The organism is Chryseobacterium sp. FR048, assembly GCF_056844665.1.
Genome location: NZ_JBXDSE010000001.1, coordinates 898,020 through 915,005 on the forward strand (window position 1 = coordinate 898,020; position 16,986 = coordinate 915,005).

At 33.8% G+C, this 16,986-nt stretch carries 25 protein-coding genes; 6 read left to right on the forward strand and 19 right to left on the reverse strand.

The window, feature by feature from the left end; genetic code table 11:
* Nucleotides 1-2: 2 nt before the first annotated feature.
* The 7 genes from AC106K_RS04015 to AC106K_RS04045 are packed head-to-tail and all read right to left on the reverse strand — an operon-like array spanning nucleotide 3 to nucleotide 4,433.
* Nucleotides 3-494, reverse strand: coding sequence for a GNAT family N-acetyltransferase (locus AC106K_RS04015; protein WP_024566851.1), 492 nt, complete (start codon nucleotides 492-494; stop codon nucleotides 3-5).
* Between the two features lies 1 nt (nucleotide 495).
* Nucleotides 496-1,107 carry an arsenate-mycothiol transferase ArsC gene (locus AC106K_RS04020; RefSeq protein WP_024566850.1) on the reverse strand — a complete coding sequence of 204 codons (612 nt, stop codon included), beginning with the start codon at nucleotides 1,105-1,107 and terminating at the stop codon, nucleotides 496-498.
* Between the two features lie 15 nt (nucleotides 1,108-1,122).
* Nucleotides 1,123-1,896 (reverse strand): metallophosphoesterase family protein, encoded by a 774-nt coding sequence (locus AC106K_RS04025; RefSeq protein WP_024566259.1) that lies wholly within the window; start codon nucleotides 1,894-1,896, stop codon nucleotides 1,123-1,125.
* 1 nt (nucleotide 1,897) lies between these two features.
* Complete coding sequence (locus AC106K_RS04030; RefSeq protein WP_265429367.1) at nucleotides 1,898-2,959, reverse strand: ArsO family NAD(P)H-dependent flavin-containing monooxygenase; 1,062 nt, start codon at nucleotides 2,957-2,959, stop codon at nucleotides 1,898-1,900.
* A 47-nt stretch (nucleotides 2,960-3,006) separates the two neighbouring features.
* The gene (locus tag AC106K_RS04035; protein WP_024566257.1) at nucleotides 3,007-3,480 is read right to left on the reverse strand and encodes a DUF6428 family protein; all 474 of its coding nucleotides are present in this window, start codon (nucleotides 3,478-3,480) and stop codon (nucleotides 3,007-3,009) included.
* A gap of 55 nt (nucleotides 3,481-3,535) precedes the next feature.
* Entirely contained in the window at nucleotides 3,536-4,102 is a 567-nt protein-coding gene (locus tag AC106K_RS04040) for a hypothetical protein (RefSeq protein ID WP_024566256.1), read from the reverse strand.
* Nucleotides 4,103-4,106: 4 nt separating this feature from the next.
* Nucleotides 4,107-4,433: an ArsR/SmtB family transcription factor gene (locus AC106K_RS04045; RefSeq protein WP_024566255.1), complete on the reverse strand. Its 327-nt coding sequence runs from the start codon at nucleotides 4,431-4,433 to the stop codon at nucleotides 4,107-4,109.
* Between the two features lie 622 nt (nucleotides 4,434-5,055).
* Between AC106K_RS04045 and AC106K_RS04050 the strand changes: the two genes are divergently transcribed.
* The 3 genes from AC106K_RS04050 to AC106K_RS04060 all read left to right on the forward strand — a co-directional run bounded on the left by AC106K_RS04050 (nucleotide 5,056) and on the right by AC106K_RS04060 (nucleotide 6,671).
* A complete protein-coding gene (locus tag AC106K_RS04050) occupies nucleotides 5,056-5,418 on the forward strand; it encodes a hypothetical protein (RefSeq protein ID WP_024566254.1) in 363 nt (120 codons plus the stop codon).
* 152 nt (nucleotides 5,419-5,570) lie between these two features.
* Entirely contained in the window at nucleotides 5,571-6,260 is a 690-nt protein-coding gene (locus AC106K_RS04055; RefSeq protein WP_024566253.1) for a hypothetical protein, read from the forward strand.
* A gap of 189 nt (nucleotides 6,261-6,449) precedes the next feature.
* The gene (locus tag AC106K_RS04060; protein WP_024566252.1) at nucleotides 6,450-6,671 is read left to right on the forward strand and encodes a hypothetical protein; all 222 of its coding nucleotides are present in this window, start codon (nucleotides 6,450-6,452) and stop codon (nucleotides 6,669-6,671) included.
* 218 nt (nucleotides 6,672-6,889) lie between these two features.
* Here AC106K_RS04060 and AC106K_RS04065 read toward each other — a convergent pair whose 3' ends face one another.
* Nucleotides 6,890-7,930, reverse strand: coding sequence for a PDDEXK nuclease domain-containing protein (locus AC106K_RS04065; RefSeq protein ID WP_024566251.1), 1,041 nt, complete (start codon nucleotides 7,928-7,930; stop codon nucleotides 6,890-6,892).
* Between the two features lie 286 nt (nucleotides 7,931-8,216).
* Here AC106K_RS04065 and AC106K_RS04070 point away from each other — a divergent pair, with 286 nt between their 5' ends.
* Both AC106K_RS04070 and AC106K_RS04075 read left to right on the forward strand, forming a co-directional pair.
* Nucleotides 8,217-9,113, forward strand: a complete 897-nt coding sequence (locus AC106K_RS04070; protein ID WP_024566250.1) for a phospholipase D-like domain-containing protein — start codon at nucleotides 8,217-8,219, stop codon at nucleotides 9,111-9,113.
* 226 nt (nucleotides 9,114-9,339) lie between these two features.
* The gene (locus tag AC106K_RS04075) at nucleotides 9,340-9,813 is read left to right on the forward strand and encodes a PH domain-containing protein (protein ID WP_024566249.1); all 474 of its coding nucleotides are present in this window, start codon (nucleotides 9,340-9,342) and stop codon (nucleotides 9,811-9,813) included.
* Nucleotides 9,814-9,999: 186 nt separating this feature from the next.
* Here the strand turns inward: AC106K_RS04075 and AC106K_RS04080 are convergent, their stop codons facing one another.
* From AC106K_RS04080 to AC106K_RS04125, 10 genes are all read right to left on the reverse strand, one after another.
* Complete coding sequence (locus AC106K_RS04080; protein WP_024566248.1) at nucleotides 10,000-10,806, reverse strand: PRTRC system ThiF family protein; 807 nt, start codon at nucleotides 10,804-10,806, stop codon at nucleotides 10,000-10,002.
* The gene (locus AC106K_RS04085; protein WP_024568778.1) at nucleotides 10,803-11,513 is read right to left on the reverse strand and encodes a PRTRC system protein B; all 711 of its coding nucleotides are present in this window, start codon (nucleotides 11,511-11,513) and stop codon (nucleotides 10,803-10,805) included. The genes AC106K_RS04080 and AC106K_RS04085 overlap by 4 nt, the downstream gene beginning before the upstream one ends.
* A 27-nt stretch (nucleotides 11,514-11,540) precedes the next feature.
* Entirely contained in the window at nucleotides 11,541-12,707 is a 1,167-nt protein-coding gene (locus AC106K_RS04090; protein ID WP_024568777.1) for a hypothetical protein, read from the reverse strand.
* Nucleotides 12,708-12,785: 78 nt separating this feature from the next.
* The gene (locus AC106K_RS04095; protein WP_024568776.1) at nucleotides 12,786-13,004 is read right to left on the reverse strand and encodes a PRTRC system protein C; all 219 of its coding nucleotides are present in this window, start codon (nucleotides 13,002-13,004) and stop codon (nucleotides 12,786-12,788) included.
* Between the two features lie 28 nt (nucleotides 13,005-13,032).
* The gene (locus AC106K_RS04100) at nucleotides 13,033-13,206 is read right to left on the reverse strand and encodes a hypothetical protein (RefSeq protein ID WP_482443454.1); all 174 of its coding nucleotides are present in this window, start codon (nucleotides 13,204-13,206) and stop codon (nucleotides 13,033-13,035) included.
* On the reverse strand, nucleotides 13,203-13,757 hold the full coding sequence (locus tag AC106K_RS04105; protein ID WP_024568775.1) for a PRTRC system protein E: 555 nt from the start codon (nucleotides 13,755-13,757) through the stop codon (nucleotides 13,203-13,205). Before AC106K_RS04105 ends, AC106K_RS04100 begins: the two co-directional genes overlap by 4 nt.
* A gap of 11 nt (nucleotides 13,758-13,768) precedes the next feature.
* On the reverse strand, nucleotides 13,769-14,233 hold the full coding sequence (locus AC106K_RS04110; RefSeq protein WP_024568774.1) for a hypothetical protein: 465 nt from the start codon (nucleotides 14,231-14,233) through the stop codon (nucleotides 13,769-13,771).
* 26 nt (nucleotides 14,234-14,259) lie between these two features.
* Nucleotides 14,260-14,457: a DNA-binding protein gene (locus tag AC106K_RS04115; RefSeq protein ID WP_080666752.1), complete on the reverse strand. Its 198-nt coding sequence runs from the start codon at nucleotides 14,455-14,457 to the stop codon at nucleotides 14,260-14,262.
* A 2-nt stretch (nucleotides 14,458-14,459) separates the two neighbouring features.
* The gene (locus AC106K_RS04120) at nucleotides 14,460-14,669 is read right to left on the reverse strand and encodes a hypothetical protein (RefSeq protein ID WP_080666751.1); all 210 of its coding nucleotides are present in this window, start codon (nucleotides 14,667-14,669) and stop codon (nucleotides 14,460-14,462) included.
* A gap of 33 nt (nucleotides 14,670-14,702) precedes the next feature.
* Nucleotides 14,703-15,101, reverse strand: coding sequence for a single-stranded DNA-binding protein (locus AC106K_RS04125; protein ID WP_024568773.1), 399 nt, complete (start codon nucleotides 15,099-15,101; stop codon nucleotides 14,703-14,705).
* A 753-nt stretch (nucleotides 15,102-15,854) separates the two neighbouring features.
* On the opposite strand from AC106K_RS04125, the gene AC106K_RS04130 reads away from it, so the two are divergent.
* Nucleotides 15,855-16,031, forward strand: a complete 177-nt coding sequence (locus AC106K_RS04130) for a histone H1 (RefSeq protein ID WP_024568772.1) — start codon at nucleotides 15,855-15,857, stop codon at nucleotides 16,029-16,031.
* A gap of 77 nt (nucleotides 16,032-16,108) precedes the next feature.
* On the opposite strand, the gene AC106K_RS04135 is transcribed toward AC106K_RS04130, so the two are convergent.
* A complete protein-coding gene (locus AC106K_RS04135) occupies nucleotides 16,109-16,942 on the reverse strand; it encodes a toprim domain-containing protein (RefSeq protein ID WP_050019641.1) in 834 nt (277 codons plus the stop codon).
* Between the last annotated feature and the right edge of the window lie 44 nt (nucleotides 16,943-16,986).

Genomic DNA, 16,986 nt, shown 5'->3' on the forward strand with positions numbered 1-16,986 from the left:
TTTTAATTTAATCCTATTGTTTTACTTCTTCTTTCCATAATTACTGTGTCACGCCAAGTATCTCCAAGCTTTCCGATTTTTTCACGGTGACCTATTATTCTAAAACCCGCCCTTCTATGAAGAGCTATTGTTGTTTCATTTTCAGGAAACATCCCGCTTTGTAATGTCCATATTCCATGGATCTCACTTTCCTCTATCAATTTTGACATCAGGGCTTTTCCTATACCTTTCCCTTTGTGGTCATTGGAAATATAAATACTCACTTCTGCCACTCCACCATACACGCAGCGATCACTAACACCAGATAATGCTGCCCATCCAACTACAGTATTGTCAATCACCGCAGCAAAACGGCTATGTTTTAATTTACTTTTGTCCCAATGTTCCCAATTAGGAACGGAGGTTTCAAAAGTCGCATTTCCAGTTTCAAGGCCCTGTCTATAGATTTCTGCGATTTCCGGAAACTGTTCCTCACCAAATGAAATTATCTCCATACTATTTCTTTATTTGTGAAAAAACATAAAACATCTCTGCCGCTATTTGTAAACTTCTTTCTGCGTAAACCTGGGTTTGTTCCGGGGTATTGTCAGAAGCTTTGGGATCATCGTATTTTACAGGAAATCTTCCTTCTGCTCCAAACACAATCGGACAGCCTTCATCCGCATTATTACAGGTCATAATTGCCCCGAATTCACTCTTTGGATTAAACTCGTTGTTATATTCTTTGGAGAAACAGATGACAGGAGCTTCATTTTGTGCGTACTTTACTGCATAAACAGGATTTTCAGTCTCGCTAAGCTTTTGGATTTGAAAACCTTGGTTACTTAACGTTTCTGCTACTTTTGGAAACATCGCCGTTGCTTCAGTTCCACCTGAATAGCAATATACATTCTTAACTCCAAAATGATAAGCCATGGTCTGTGCCCAGATCTGTGATAAATGACTTCTTCTGCTATTGTGGGTACAGATGAAATTTAAACGGATCGTCTGGTCAGTTTCTATTTTATTCTGTAGGTAATCAACTAAAGGTTGTAAAATTATTTTTCTTTCTTCTGATATCGCACCAGCTGGAAGTGATTCAATACTTTTTAAAATTGTTTGGTTCATGTCTAAAACTTAAAATTAATATCCTCTTCTTAAATTTTCTGCATATTCATTAGGTAGTGGGCTATTTTCCACTGCTTGTGCCGCTTTTTCAATATCATAATCAAATCGAATAAATTCAACTTTGATACTGTCTTTGTTTAGCACAGAACTATTATCATTGATCGTTAACATAACATAGGCTCCACGCACATCATTATCTTTTGGCTTTCCAACAGAACCGATATTAACAGCATGACGATAATGTGGAAGATCCTCATTTCCGGAATTTAAAATACGATGATATGGTTTGTGGGTATGTCCGAAACACATAATATCTGCATCTGCCTGCTCCATGATTCTTAGCATGCTTTTTTCCTCCCGGTCTTCAAACAGATATTCATTTATTTTTCTTGGGCTGCCATGTACTAAAAGAAGATTTAATTTGTCTTCATTAAGCTGGAATTCAACTTTGATGTGTGCAGGAAGTGTTCGCAAATAGGAGCGTTCATCGTCCTTCATAATGGAGTTTGTAAAAGAAATGGAAATACTACCATTGTCTTTTTCACTGTCAGTTTTATAGGCGCAACCACAATCGTTGCTCATACGTCCAATGCCAAAATCATAATTTCCAGCAATGGTTGGTATTTTCCTTTTGCGGATCTCATTGACCACTTCGTTGGGCCAAATATTGTAACCTACAAGATCTCCTAAACAATAAATACTATCCGGATTACGGATTTCTACATCATTAAAGAAAGCTTCCAGTGCAGGTAAATTAGCGTGAATATCACTGAATAATGCAATTTTCATTTTAGTTATTTTGGTTTAAATATTCTTCGATTTCAAGAATGGTTTGTTTTGCTATTCTGTTTACTCCTATTAATGTTGCGGAGGCATAACCAGTCCAGTTGCCATATCCTACAAGCCATAGTCCGTTCACTTCTAAGGACTTGCTTTCTGTAGTTTTTGCAATGCCCTTTTCATCCGTTTCTATAAGTGATTTAAGATAAGAGGTATTGTAACCGAAACCTGTGCACCAAATAATGGCATCAAATTCCTCTTTTTCACCATTGTACCAGATAACCCCTTTATCGTATAGCTGATGGAATGTCCCACTTGATACAAATACGCCTCTTTGTTTAGCTTCCTTAACGGTTGGAACCATTACGATATTACCTAAGTTGTATTGTGATGAATCAAACGGTTTTCCTTCTTTTTCCGCCTTGTATCGGGCAGAGGCAACAGTGAATAAATAATAGCCATCTACATCATCAGGTAAAAATTCGGGCTCCTTTTTGGTTGACCATTTTACAGAGGTAACTTTTGAAAGCTCTGCAACAATCTGTGCACCTGAATTACCTTCGCCTACTACTAATGTTTTCAGTCCGATAAATTTTTCAGGGTTCTGATATTTTCCTGAATGAATTTGTAGACCTTTATAATCTTCTATTCCATCAATCATTGGGATCAATGGATTCTCCCAAGTTCCGGTTGCTGAAATAACTGTTTTGGCTTTAAAAATCCCTTGAAGAGTATGAACGTAAAATAAACCTTCATTTTTTTTAATTTCAGTAACTTCAGTACTCCTTTGAACATTCAGTTGATAATGGTCTTCATACTTGCCCAAGTAATCAATTACTTCTTGTCTTAGCGGAAACTGATGTTCAGATTTAGGCATTAACCAGCCTGGTAAGGAACTGTACTCTCTAGGAGAAAAAAGAGTCAGACTATCCCAGGTATGGAGCCATGCGCCGCCTGGAACAGCCTGTTTATCCAGTATAATATATTTCAATTTTGCTCGTCTCAGATAATATCCACAAGCTAAGGCACTCTGTCCTCCTCCAATAACAATAACATCAAAAATTTCTTCCATTGATTTCTTATATTGTTTAGAAGTTATATACTATATTGTCCAGATATTTAGCAACAACCACCTCCGGGTGTACAAGAATTGCTTTGACTTACACTTAATTCAGAAAGGTTTTTATTTTGCTTTTCAGAAGGAATACCACAAGCGTCTTGGGCAAGGCATGCTGTTGTTTTGCTTTTCAATACAAACGTTTTTCCGTTAAACTCCAGATCATATTTACCGATCGTATCGCTTTGATATTCTACTTCGATCTCAGAATCTTCAATTCCTAATTTCTCCTCAGAAAGTCTGATAATACTTAATAATTTTCCAGGTTTTAAACGATGCTCATAATCATCCGCATTCCAAAGCTGAAAATTTACAGCCTTTTCATCACGGATTACACCACCGCAATCAATAAATTTTTTATTGATCTGACCCACTTCTGTAACATGGAAATGTTCAGGTACAAATGTTCCGTTTTCTAATTGAAATTCAACATTTTCTAATGTTGGAAGAATTTCTTTAATTTCTGATAATTTCATTGTTTTAATATTTTATAGTTATAATGCAATATTGCGATATTTATTAACAAATTTTTTAACAGCATTTAAGCTTCATCTTTTTAAAGTAATAATTGAATTTCGGACTATAGACCAGAATATGTAAAAGACTTATTATAATTGCTCCCGGCAAAAGATTTATTGCTATAATCTTAAATGTTTGATAGTTTTCAATCTGTTGAAAATTTTCAATTAATCTGATTCCATCAGAGTCAAGATTAATTTTAATCACTAAAAAAACAGCGATAGCGGCAAAGTGGAATCCATTTACCAAAAGATGAACAATATATTCCCATCGTGGCAGGCCCCCCATAAACGCTCTACTATCTTTTTCAACATATGCGTCTACCAACAAAGTGATAATGTCAGTAACAATCAAAATGCAGCCAAATAAAAACAAATTATTGTTTTCAATATTAATGAACAAAGAAATAAGAATGCCAGTAAATAATAAGGCTCTAATTGTATGGGTAAGATGTTCAAAACGGCTTTCTTTATGTTGATAAAGACGGTATTTGTATAGGTGTAAGAATACACCGTCAAATAATGCTAACAGCGAATAACTGATCAACAATATTGAGGATATTAAGAAAGCGATTTCCATATTCTTAACAACATTTTTGGTTAGTTACCGTAAAAATTATTTTTGAAAAATATTCTTTTAATATGCCAAAAGTATTTTCGTCAATACAGTAGCAAACTGAATTACCTTCGATACTTCCTTGTATCAATCCTGCATTTTTCAGTTCTTTTAAATGTTGTGATACGGTAGGCTGTGCTAATGGTAATTCATTCACAATATCTCCAGTGATACAAGTATTGACTTTCAATAAATATTCTATAATAGCAATTCTTGCCGGATGCCCCAAAGCTTTAGCAATAACTGCAATTTGATTTTGACTATCTGTAAAATGATCTGTCTTCGTAGCTCCCATAACTAAATTATTATATTGCAATATTACGATATTAATTGATAATACAAAACTTTCTAAGATTTTTTTTACTTTTTATTTGGATATGAACTTAGGATGCTCAGGAAAGTCGTCTACTTTTTTCAGAGTTCTGGAAAACGCTCGTATAAGAACATAAAAAAACTAATAATCAGATAATTGATTTTATTCATACGTTTTTGATGTTGAAAGAAAAAAACATGGCAAATATTGAAGCTCGGAAAATACGCTGAGCTGTATCCATTTTACTCCGGGTAAGAAGAAAACCTGATACATATTTACGCAGGTTCAGCTTTAACCTATACCCATTTATGATCAGCATGTATCTGATACTATTTTGTGAAAGGGCTGTAATAAGGTGGGTAAAATTTTCTCAGGTTAGAGAAAAATATGGGTAATTTTTACGCAGGCTCCAACTTTAGGATGTAATTATTTAAGAGTAGAATGGACCTAATACTATTTTGCTCACGTTTTGTAATAAAGTGGGTAAAATTTACTCAGGTTCCTTCATCAATAAGTATATTTTACCCTAAATAAGTAAGTAATTGATCCCTGCAAGAGAGATATTTTGGAAATTAGTCGTATTTTAGATTTAAATAAAAATAGTATGGCTGAATTTACAAACAAATCATTTGATTACACAGATATTGTAGCGGGCATTGAATATAAGATCAAAGTATTGATTGTCTCTGCACCTGATGATATTCAGATCTCTAATATGGATACCAAAGAGGCAAAGGGATTTATTTTTAACATAGCTGTTAGCACTGAGCCACGCATTTCAAATGACTATTTTGATACAGCAAAACAGTACGTGTACGTATTTGGAAGGGAAGGTGAGCATAAATTTGGCTATCTTGAAAACAGTAATCTGGTTGAGACTGCTGAAAATCGCTTTATACAACTACTGACGGTTCATACGCAGGAAATTCTTATGATTGCCGGGAATGAAGGACACTTCTATTTATAACTGTTTATGTTATTCACACTTTTTGATGATATTTTAGAACATTGTTTTAAAAGACTTCGAAAGGCAAATGTTTTTACTATCAGTTTTATGTATAAAAGAATTATATGGAGAATAAGTCTCAAAAAACGACAAAAACATAGAGATTATAGCAAATGAAGAAGCAAAAGAAGAATTTTGATTCATTGATCGAACCAATCAACAACTATTTGGAATCATATCACGCTGAACAAAGGATTGCGAATGCTGAGGCGCATTATTCAAAAACATTGGATTGTGTTAATGCTCTTGCCCAAATTTTTAAAGAATGTTTATCTTATGGGAATTTTAAAGACGAATGGGATTATGATAAATTCTATGAGTTTCTTTATGGTCCCGAATTAATCATTACGTCAATCAAAACAAATTGTGGTTATAAATTAGGGATTAACGACAAGGGATTATATCTATCAATGAATTTACATTATAGTGAAAACTTGCGTTACATGGATGACAAATACTGGAAGTTGTTATTAGCACTCTCTGATTTTAAGGATTTTGAATATGAAGAATATGAATTTATCAGAGATGAGAGAAGAAATGAATTTCCAGAACTTTTCAAAACAAACAAAAGCATGATTTATAGAATTATGCGTAAATATATATTTGATTTTACTGAAACGCATTCAAGCTATCAACCAGGAAGTGTGGGAAAATTTAAAATTATAGCCCCTTTTAATGAAGATTTTAGTCAAAGTGTTAAAAAATTTTGTGAAACATTTAAGATCATGTATAAACTGAATTATGATTTATGGAAAATTACCGATCTAAAAAATAAGAAGACAGCAGCTAGAGATAGATATTAAATAGTGAAAGATTTATTCAGCAATTATTGTAAAGCACATTAAAGCTTAATTTAGTCTTATTACATCTTCATCATGAAGCTATTTTTGTAAATTGACAAATACACCATATAAACTTGAAACCTTGTAGTCCGAAACCAACCTAAACTCAAAATCTTTTGGAAAATCCCAAACCCAATAAAAATTAAATCTATGATTGTATTTCTATGTATTGATTATTTTAGAAAATCCGTAAATTGGAATTACCCATTTCTTCCAAGAATCGGAGAAAAATTATTTACGACAGATTTCTTCCCCCATGAAGAACTTAAAGAACCGGAAGATTATTTGGTTGTCACTGATGTGATTTGGCATAGAGAAAATACAGAATCGAAAGAATTGTGTGTAAGTTTACTATTAGATTACCAAAAATAAGGTAACCTCAAAAAAGATGAAAAAAAATAAGCTTTATATTTTAGTAATAATAGCAATAATTATCTTATTTCTGATCTTTATTTTTGAGTATGAAAAAGGAGTAGAAATAGGAACCTGGGGAGTGAATAGATCGATTAACTGGGGATGGGACTTTGGATTTTGATAAAAATTAATCTCACAAAACGATGTGTAAAAGCTATGAGAAGTTTTTTGATCTTTTATTGTTCTTCGTCATTGTTTTTGTCAAGCTGCTCAATATTTTCTTTTACCAGTTGCTCTAATTGGTAAGTGGCAACTCCCAATGGTTTATCCATTCCTCTCATAGCATATTCTACTTTTACATTACTTTTTGATGCACAAAGTAATAATCCGATAGTGGGCTCGTCGGTTGGGGTTTTAAGCTTATCATCTATGGCACTGATGTAAAAATTAAGCTTCGAGATATATTCGGGTAAAAACTCTCCTGCCTTGAGCTCAATAACAACATACGCATGTAATACCGTATGATAAAAAAGTAAATCTATTTTGTAGTCCGTATCATCAACTTCAACCGGATACTGTCTGCCTACAAAGGCAAAACCTTTTCCCAGCTCCAATAAAAAGTCAGTAATTTTATGGGTCAGAAGCTTTTCTATTTCAAGTTCTTTTACTTTTTCAGAAAGCATTAAGAAATCAAAATGATAGGGATCCTTAAAAATACTTTTTGCTAGATCGGATTGATATTCTGGTAGAGTTTGTTCAAAATTATGGATTGCCTTCCCTATTCTTCCATATAAATTACTCTGAATTTGTAGCAGCATCACATTTCGGCTCCATTCATTTTTGACGGTTTCTATGATATAAAAAGCTCTTTCTGCTGTATTCTTCACTTTGGTTAACAGACTGATATGATGATACCATGTAATTTGTGCAAGTGGCACTTGCAGAAGTTCACCACCAGATTGTGCAAGTGGCACTTGCACTATTGGAAATTCCGGATATGCTTCTGCAAAAGCACGCATATATTTGAGATTTCTAACAGAAAACCCTTTGCTTTCAGGAAAATTCTTAGCCAAATCTGATGCTAGAAGGTCAATAATTTTACTCCCCCAACCATTTTGTTTTTGCTTTTCAATGATAGAATTTCCGATTTCCCAATACAGGGTCAATAATTCTGCATTGACCTTTAAAGCTGTCTGGGTTTGGGTAAACTTTATTTTATTGGCTATAAATGCTGTCCAATCCTGGTAATCTTTATAATAGATAATTTCATTACTCATATAATAGCATATTTTTATCCTTACAAAGATAACAAAAAGACTCTGGCTGTAAATTGTAACAAAGCAATAAAAGCCTACAAACTACCCGATACACAGAAAAATTAACAATAAAGAATTGCTATTGATTGATATTTCTTTCTTATCACAATAATTTCTCTATCATTACCAAAATTTATATGACAATTTAAGATTAAAATTTTAACTTTATTAGCCATTTGATATTTACATTTGTATTCTACAGAAATGTTTTATATCTGTATTTATATTAAAATCACAAAACATTAAAATGAATTTTTTAACAGGAAAAGAATTAAACGAAAAAATATATGATACCATTTATAACTCAGAAAAGTATCTCCTAATTCTATCACCATTTATTCAATTAGACCCGTATTTTAAAAATGAGGTCTTCAAAACACATTTAAATAATTCAAATGTTCATATTATCATAGGTTTCGGGAAAAATGAGAATAATGTAAACAAAAGTTTTGGAAAAGAAGATTTTGGCTATTTTACACAATTTCCTAATATTACTATAGTTTATATTCCTAATCTGCATGCAAAATATTATGGAAATGAAAATAAGTCTGTGGTTACTTCTATGAATTTAATAGATTACTCTTTTATAAATAATATTGAATTTGGTGTTTATTCCGAAAAAAAACTAATATCCATCAACCAGAATTCATTTTTCGAATCTGCTGTCAGTACATGTTTTAATATTGTTGAAGAAGAAGGCTATACGATCTTTGTTAAAAGACCTAAATATGAAAAGAGATCAATATTTGCCAAAAACTATGTAGGTTCAGAGGTAGAGCTAAATTACATCGAAGACTTAATAAAATTCGGTCAGGTATCTAAAAGAAGATTGTCCGATTTTACAAATGAAAAGTATGTAAATATTGCCCTAAAAGACCAAAGGAGATCAAGAGAGGAATATCATGTTGAAAATACCAGTAAACAAACCAAAATAATCAGCAACAAAGGATATTGTATTAGGTGCAGGACTACCATAAAATTAGATTTGGAAAAACCTTTATGCTGGGATTGTTATAAAACATGGTCAGTATATGAAGATCCTTTTTACAAGGAAAAATTCTGTATTTCGTGTGGGAAAGAAAATAATACAAATTTTAATAAACCTGCCTGCCTTACATGCTTCAAGGAATTAAAGAAAAAATAAAACAAATATAAAATCCGCAGCCTCTTTTAAAAACATAAGGTAATAGCTTTTGAATTGTTTTTAAATGGGGTCGCTCCGTTTTTCGCAAAAATGCGTTTCCGATCAAAAGAAGGAATTGCATTTTTGCCACATGATTTTTCCTTAACTAAATTTCAGGTAATCTTCAATAGTTTTTCATTATTTTTCACTAAATTGGGATAGTTTTATTTTAAGAAAAGCTTTGACCATGAAAGACTTACTTACTGATTTCAAAACTTCAGCCGAATCTGTAAATTATGAAGCCCAAGTTCATTGGATCTCTTATGTTATTCCTGTTTTCTTTATAGTAATCGGTTCTGTGGGGGTTCTCTATTTTCTATTGCTCGGATACAAATTTATGTTGGGGTTTATGGGCATTATTTCCTTGTTCCTTATTTTTCTTTTTATCAAAGGGATCATCGCTGTAATTCGGAATAAGAATACCAAAATCTACGTTACGGATAATCATCTTTCGTTTACCACTGGGATGCTAGGAAAAACACTTTCCGATCTCTCGTTAAATAAGCTTGAAGGAATGCAATTACACCAAAGCTTTTTAGGTAAAACATTAAATTTCGGAACATTGGTTGTTACTACCGGAGGAATGACTCACTCATATTTCATTGCAAATCCGATGGAGCTAAGGAATGTTTTGCTTCATTCTCAAAAATGGTCCGATTAAAGAATAGTTTATTTAATCTGGAATAATTGCTATAAATCAATCTCGCAACCTTTTTTCAAAAACATACCCTGCTAAAATGTGGCAATGTTTTTAGAAATGGGGTTGCACCACTTTCCGCAAAAATACGTTTCCGACCAAAGGGAGGAAATGCATTTTTGCCGCCCGATTTTTCTCAGGCGACAGAAATTATGCAAGTTTTATCGGTTGGGAATGAAAACTTTTCAGATAAAGAAAAAATCCCCTGTTTTCTGTCAATCCGTTACGAAATAAGCTCCATAATAGAGAGCTTCCCATCTGGGCCAGTGCTGAATTGATAAACAAATCCTGCTTCTCCAGTGCTTCTGTCAGTGAACAGCTAGGCGTATCGTCGAACTCTTCGGATTGTTTTAGCAAATCTCCAAATTCATCGGTGATTAAAGGTAAATGATCCACCGTATCATATTTCTCAGAATTGGGTTGTTTAATTGTTCCTATGGTAGCTAATATTGCCTGTGCTGTATGTTGATTATTGCCATAGTCTAACCAATAAAGGGGGCGGTCAGCATAATATCTGCCATTATTCAGACTTTTTAATATATCAGCAATTTCAAATCTTGCACTCACACTGTCAACACATGATATATAAATATTTGAAAGAATATTTTTAGAAAATTTTTCTGATTCACTCTTTTTAAATTTTTGTGTTTCTGCTTTCCAATTCGTTCCCATCCAACGGTTAGCACGGTTGATTAATGCAACGGACTTGTATAATCCTATTTCCGATTCTGCAAAACGTTGCCTCCCTAAATTTGCTTCGGTAATGAGATCATCATCCCACAACCGCACTTGTAGCCCTGCATGTCCCAATTGAATCAGGCTGTGATTCATTTCCATTAATGCTGTCAATACTTTTGAGCCTGTTCCCCCTGCACCGATCAGGTTAATGGTTACAGGGTTGGTCGGATTAATCAGGTAATTGTCTGTAAAATGAACTTTTGTTTTTTCGCTTGTCATGGCAGTATATTTTTAAGGGTTTTATTGGTCTTTTTTAATATTTCTTTTGGAAAGGTTTTATCAGTATCAATAAGATTTTTCCAAATGCTTACACAGTTGCCATTGGTAGGATTATGGTTTAAATGGCTGAACCTGCTGTTAAAAAAATAGCTTTCCCAAGCACGGATAAATTCCTCAACCGATGCTGAATTTTTAATATCCACACCAACTGTTCCCATACAGACACTTCCGTTTTCATAAACATTAAAAAAAGGAGCATGATATAAAACTGTTTTTTCTGTGGGTCTTTTGTCTGAAGTGAGAGCAAATACGGTAAGATGCTGTTTTGAAGCCATCCACAGCATGGGTGGAGTATGTGCTATACCATTAGAAATTTCAAGGGATTCGGTAAAGAATAGTTTTACTTTTTTGGCTTTGGTATACCATATCACTGAACCCTTTTCGGTAGGATTGATATATAGAACATGGGTGGGCAGAATACTTTCAGGTTTTAAAAATGCTTTGCTTTTTTCTTTTTCCGTATTAAGCGACTTTGCAAATATTTTAGCTTCTCTTTCGCTTAAAGGATGGGCATTAATGGGATTTCCGTCTTTATCCATATCAAAATGTTCTACATAAGTATCTTTATCATCGTCTTTGGTCTGATAAATGACCAGAGCTGAAACCGGATGATACAGTGTTCCGAAGTGATCGGTTATATCTTTCATGATGTTATATTTAAATGGTATTATACTTTAAATGCTGTTCAGAATATCAATTAATCTTTCTATCAGGGGAAAAATGCAGTTTTCAAAATCAAGGTTATCATTGCTGACATTTGTTCCGTCAAATCTTTTTTGTGTGGATGGTTCTTCTATTTCCGTACATTCCTGAAATTCTGTATTAACGGAATCAAATAAAGTCTGAAACAATATTCCTTTATCATCTGCGCAGAACGAAACATACTTTTCCATTGTGATGGTTCTTTCATGATAGTCCTCATCATAATCGTCATGAGCTGTATTTCTTTCGCTCCGCTGAATATTTCTGTAAATAGTAGCATCGGGAAACGTTTCATAGAGGGCAAGGGTATCACAGGCTAATAAAAGACAATCGGTTTCAAAGGAATCTCTGTTTTCAAAACGATTGATTCTCTCTTTAAATCGGGCTAAATTCTGATGATTGAATATTTTTTGCTCCACATAATCACCAATCCACTCGCTTTGCTTTATTTCACGTAAATATTCAGGGGTATCTTCGGTTTCATCATTAATGAGCCAGTCCGAAATCATTTCATACATCCAGCACAGGTAACTTTCCTGTTTTCTGTAGTATGGGACATCTGCGATGTGATACAGATAGGAACAAACGGATTGCAAAAGCTGTACAGCCTGTCTATAATTGGGATTTTTAGATAATCGGTACAGTGGAATTATCGGAATATAATATAAAGTAGCTCCTGTATTATATCTTTCTTCACTTAACAAATACGTTTTCTTCTTATCCTGTATCAAGCGAATTTTCTCCCAATTCTTTGTTTTAATTTTTAACTGCTTTTTGATATCCTCTATGGCAAAAGCAATATTGTAAGGAAAACCTAAATGTTTTGACGGTGCAGGTGTGATTCCGTAATTTTCGGTCAATTGGGAAAGGGACTGGTAAAAATCCCTTTCCATTTTGCCTGTTTTCTTCTCATCCTGTATGGATGGCGTGTCTATCAGCTTAGGCAGAAACGAGCATTTTAGAAAAGCATAGGTAGCATGGCTATTGGTACTGCTTTCATTTTGTCTTTCTGTATTTCGCTGGCATCCTTTGGTCTTTGCATCCAATGGGTGAACTCGCCCAACTGTTTGTGCAGTTGCCTTTGTTTTTGCTGTTCGGGAAGCTGTATTTTTCCCGATATGATTTTTCGTTGCATTCATGATAATTTTGTGATTGATATTTCGTAAATATTGGTTGGATTTAAAGCAGATTACTAAAAATCCAACCATAATAATGTATCAGCCTTTCGTACCCATTACACTTTCAAAACGGTATTCTACCGTGTCATTCCTGATCTGTGGTGCAGAGACTTTTGCAGTGGTTAAAATGGGGTAAGTATTAGCGTAAAAGTTCATCACGGCTTCAACACTCCATTTCGGTTCGGGGTCTGTCAATCGAATTTCCTGTCCGTTATCTCTCAGGATAAAAACTCTTTCTAATTGGGTTGCAAGTAACATAATTGTTGATTTTCTGATTTGACGTATTTTATTTTACTATTTTCCTGCCCTTCATCTTTAGTCCGATAATGGCTCTCATTGGGCAATTTTCTATTGCCATTATCTGTTGTATGGCTCCCTGTTTTCCACTCATAGAATTTATTTGGAATCTTATTCTACCCTTACCATGTTGTAAGGTTGCTATATAGGTTTCTATAATCATGGCTGTGGATTAATGGTTGTGGTAGGCGTTTTTTCCTCACTGAAAAGGTTATGTGCAAAGTGTCTTTCATATTCATCCTGCTTTGTACGGATAGTTTCTGCATAGTCGGGATATTCAGAAGCCTTTGGAAGTGCTGACCATGCGCCTTTGTAGTTGCCTTCCTTTTCGAGTTCTTCGGCTTTTTGAAAAGCATCTTTGCATTTTTTTTCTTTGGCTTCCTTTTCTTTTTTCTCCTTATCGGATTTTTCTTTTTCCATTACGGATTGCTTTTTGGCTTCTTCTAATTGCTTCATAAAGCTTTCCATATCGACCATCAGTCCCGAAGCGGTTTTTAATGGGGCTTTAATGTGTTCAAAAAATCCGGCATCAAGCTCGTCTGCCGTTCCTTTAAGGTTAAGAGGAGGTATGATATTTTTTGCTTTATCTCCACATCCATCATTTTGTACTAATATGGAAACCACTATTTGGCTTTCGTTGGCTTTGGCAATGGTTAGAATCAGCTTACTGTTAATATCCATTTTGGCTATTTGATTGAAAAAATTGGTTTGCATAATTTGTTGGGTTATGGATTAATTACTAAATGAGTATTGAAGTCTATAAGTTCCCATAATGAAAACTCCAACGTCCTAAATTCTTCTTCCGTATGCTTTCCATAGGCTTTATAAATGGCATTTCCATCCTTAGATACCTGCATCTGGTAATGACACAGACTATTTTTAGGTTGTTTCAGTTCTTTTAAATCTTCTTTCTCTAAGTCAATGAAAACTCTGTTTCTCTCAGAGAGCCACTCTTCAACCACAGGATAATATACTTTCGAAAATCTAAAGAACTCCACATGGGTGTCGAAATAGTTTAGAGACTTTATATCTTCATCATTTTCAATGATTTTTATAACTTCAAGGCGTTTCTTTTGGGTTTGTTTCCACTCCCCTGTAATGTCGATAATAGCAAAGTCGCAGGCATCCCATTCACTGTTGGTTTTTGCTTTTACAAGTAAATATTCCGTTGGTATATCAGATCGTTTCATTTTTTGTTTTTTTTATGTTATAAATTCTATTTCTCAGAGGTATAAACCCCGTTCACGTAGTAGCCGATAAGCTTTTCCCAAAGCCGTATTAAGCCGTTGGTGTCTACATAATATTTTTCCGTCCGACTGCAATAAATGATGTATACAGGGACATCTGCGTACTCTTTATTATAGCTATACGCTTTTGCCAATTTTTTGGCTTCGGTTTTTGATTGTGTTTTCATAGTCAGGGATTTTCATAGATGTATGTTCCACTTGTTTTCATGGGGTCTGCACCCTCAGTCAATCGGATTTCCTTGTTAAATTTCAACGACAAGCTTCTCGCATAGTGTATCGCTGTTGTCCTGTCACAATGGATTTTGAAGTATATGGCTACCTGCTCCCATTCTGTTCGGTCATTTCGGGACTTCATCTGAAAATTATATTGTGATTCCATAAATGCTTTTTTAAGATAATCTTGGGTTAAGTATTAAAATGGTAAATCATCATCCGTATCCCCTGCAAAAGGATTGTTTGATTCTTGCGTTGCAATTTGCTTCGGTTCACTTTCAACATTTCTTCCACCTCCATAAACCTGAATGTATGATGTATGAAAATTCAATCCTGAACGGATTTCTCCATCTTTGCCTATCCATGCACTTGAGCTGATTCTGCCTGATAATTCTACCAAAGTTCCTTTGGTAAGGATTTTGGCAACATTCGGGCTTATCCAGTACGAACAATTGTAATAGGTTGTCACCTCTTTGCGTTCTCCCTGCTTGGTCTTGTAGCTGTCATTGATGGCTACTGAAAAGTTCACGACCTGTCTGTCGTTTTTCAATCTGTTGATTTCTGCGTTTTTGGTAATTCTACCGACAATTGTGTTCATAATATTTTGTTTTAATTGTTAATCATTACTTTTTTTCAGTTGTAAAACTTTGAGTGATTTGATTCGGTATCGAGGACACTCGGCTTCTTTCTTTTCACCTTTTCCAATGGGAAAAGCATTATTTATTTTTTTTGTTTGATTATTCTTATGTTAAAGAGCGACTGTTTGATTCGTATAACTGAGGTTCCGACTTTTTCTTTGCTAAATGACCATAGTACAGGATCAGGCACTTAAAACCGAAATGGAAAAATGAAATGAAGGCTCTGAAATCTTTTTGTCCGTAGGATTCAGGAGTGTCTGGAAAAATTGTTGGAGCGGAGTGGAGAGAATTTTTGTAGAAACCCAAAAAGATTTTTTTGAGTGAATGACCTGTACTACATTTGCTACAGTAAAAAGTGAAAAAACTACAGTTATATATATGAATTGAATAAGTGATATTTAACCTTGGAATGATCTAAAACAATAATGAATAATTGGATTTTTCCTTGTGTTGATGTGATTTTGAAGTCTATTTTCTTATCAACGTCATCAACATTCAAGACCGAAATTCTAAAAATTAACAGTTTTATTGAAGGTTTTATATTTTTGTTAGCTGATGAACCTGAAAAAATTAGGTATATTAATTTGAAAAAAATTTTCAACTCATGAAATTACCTCCTAAATTATGGGACCGGTATATAAAAAATGACAAGTAAATTATTTGCAATATGGAAATAAACAAGATTATATTTGCAACCTTAAAATCCATTTTTTATGAAAGAACTATTAGAAAAAATTAACGCAGAATTTGAAACTTTTAAAACAGACTCCAACCTTCAGCTTGAAAAAGGAAACAAAGCAGCCGGAACAAGAGCAAGAAAAGCAGCTTTGGAATTAGCCAAGATTCTAAAAGATTTCAGAAAAATTTCTGTGGAAGAAAGCAAGAAATAGTCAAAAGCTTCCTCTAGATGGAGGGGGCTTTATTTTTGTAAAGCTCTATAATGAGCATTTAGAGAACCAGTTACTCATTATATCTTTTGGCAAAACCACTCATTAAGATCCTTAAAATCTCGATAAATTAGAGAACAGTCCTCTACATATTTATATTTCGTTAATATTTTGTTTTTAGTGATATCTCCATTAGAATCATTATCAAGAAAAAGGTAAATTTTATCGTATTCATCAAGTGTTTTCATTACTTTGAAAAGCATTACCGTAGAATTAAGAATCAGATAATCAGAATTTTTAGCTTTATCTATATTTTTGAAAGTCAGGTAATCTAAAAACCCCTCAAATACCGTGATTTCTTTATTGTTTTGTTCTCCCTGAATCAAAGTCACATCCTTTTTTCCTAAACAGATTTTTGAATACGCATTGCGGATTTCAAAACCACCTGAATTATTTTCAAAGGCAATTCCGAAATAATTTTTCCCGTTTAATTCATAATGCAACTCTTTAACCAGATCTACCTGCTGATAAACTTTCCTCATTTTAAGATATTGAATTAAAACCGGATGCCCGATTCTTTTTACTTCCAATATCCTGTAATGAGGCCCTGTTGTAACCTCTTCCTTTTGTTTTTGATCCTGTATTGAAAAATCAAATTTTCCAAGGTATTTCAAAGCTTCCGAAACAGAACATTTTTTCACCTGCTGAACAATGGAAATGATATCATAACTCTTTCCTGTTCCAAAATCAAATGCTTTATTTTTAATAAAATCGACAGAAAGACTAGGAATCTTTTCGTCCCTGTCAAGCGCAAAATAAAAGGCAGTTTTCCCGTTTTCTTTCACAGGAAAAAGATTGAAGGATTCTAAAACCGTCCGGATTCCGACTTTCTGTTTGATTTTTTCGCAATTCATTTTTTTTCTTTTTAAAGCAATTTTTTACCCGGGATTTCCCTTTT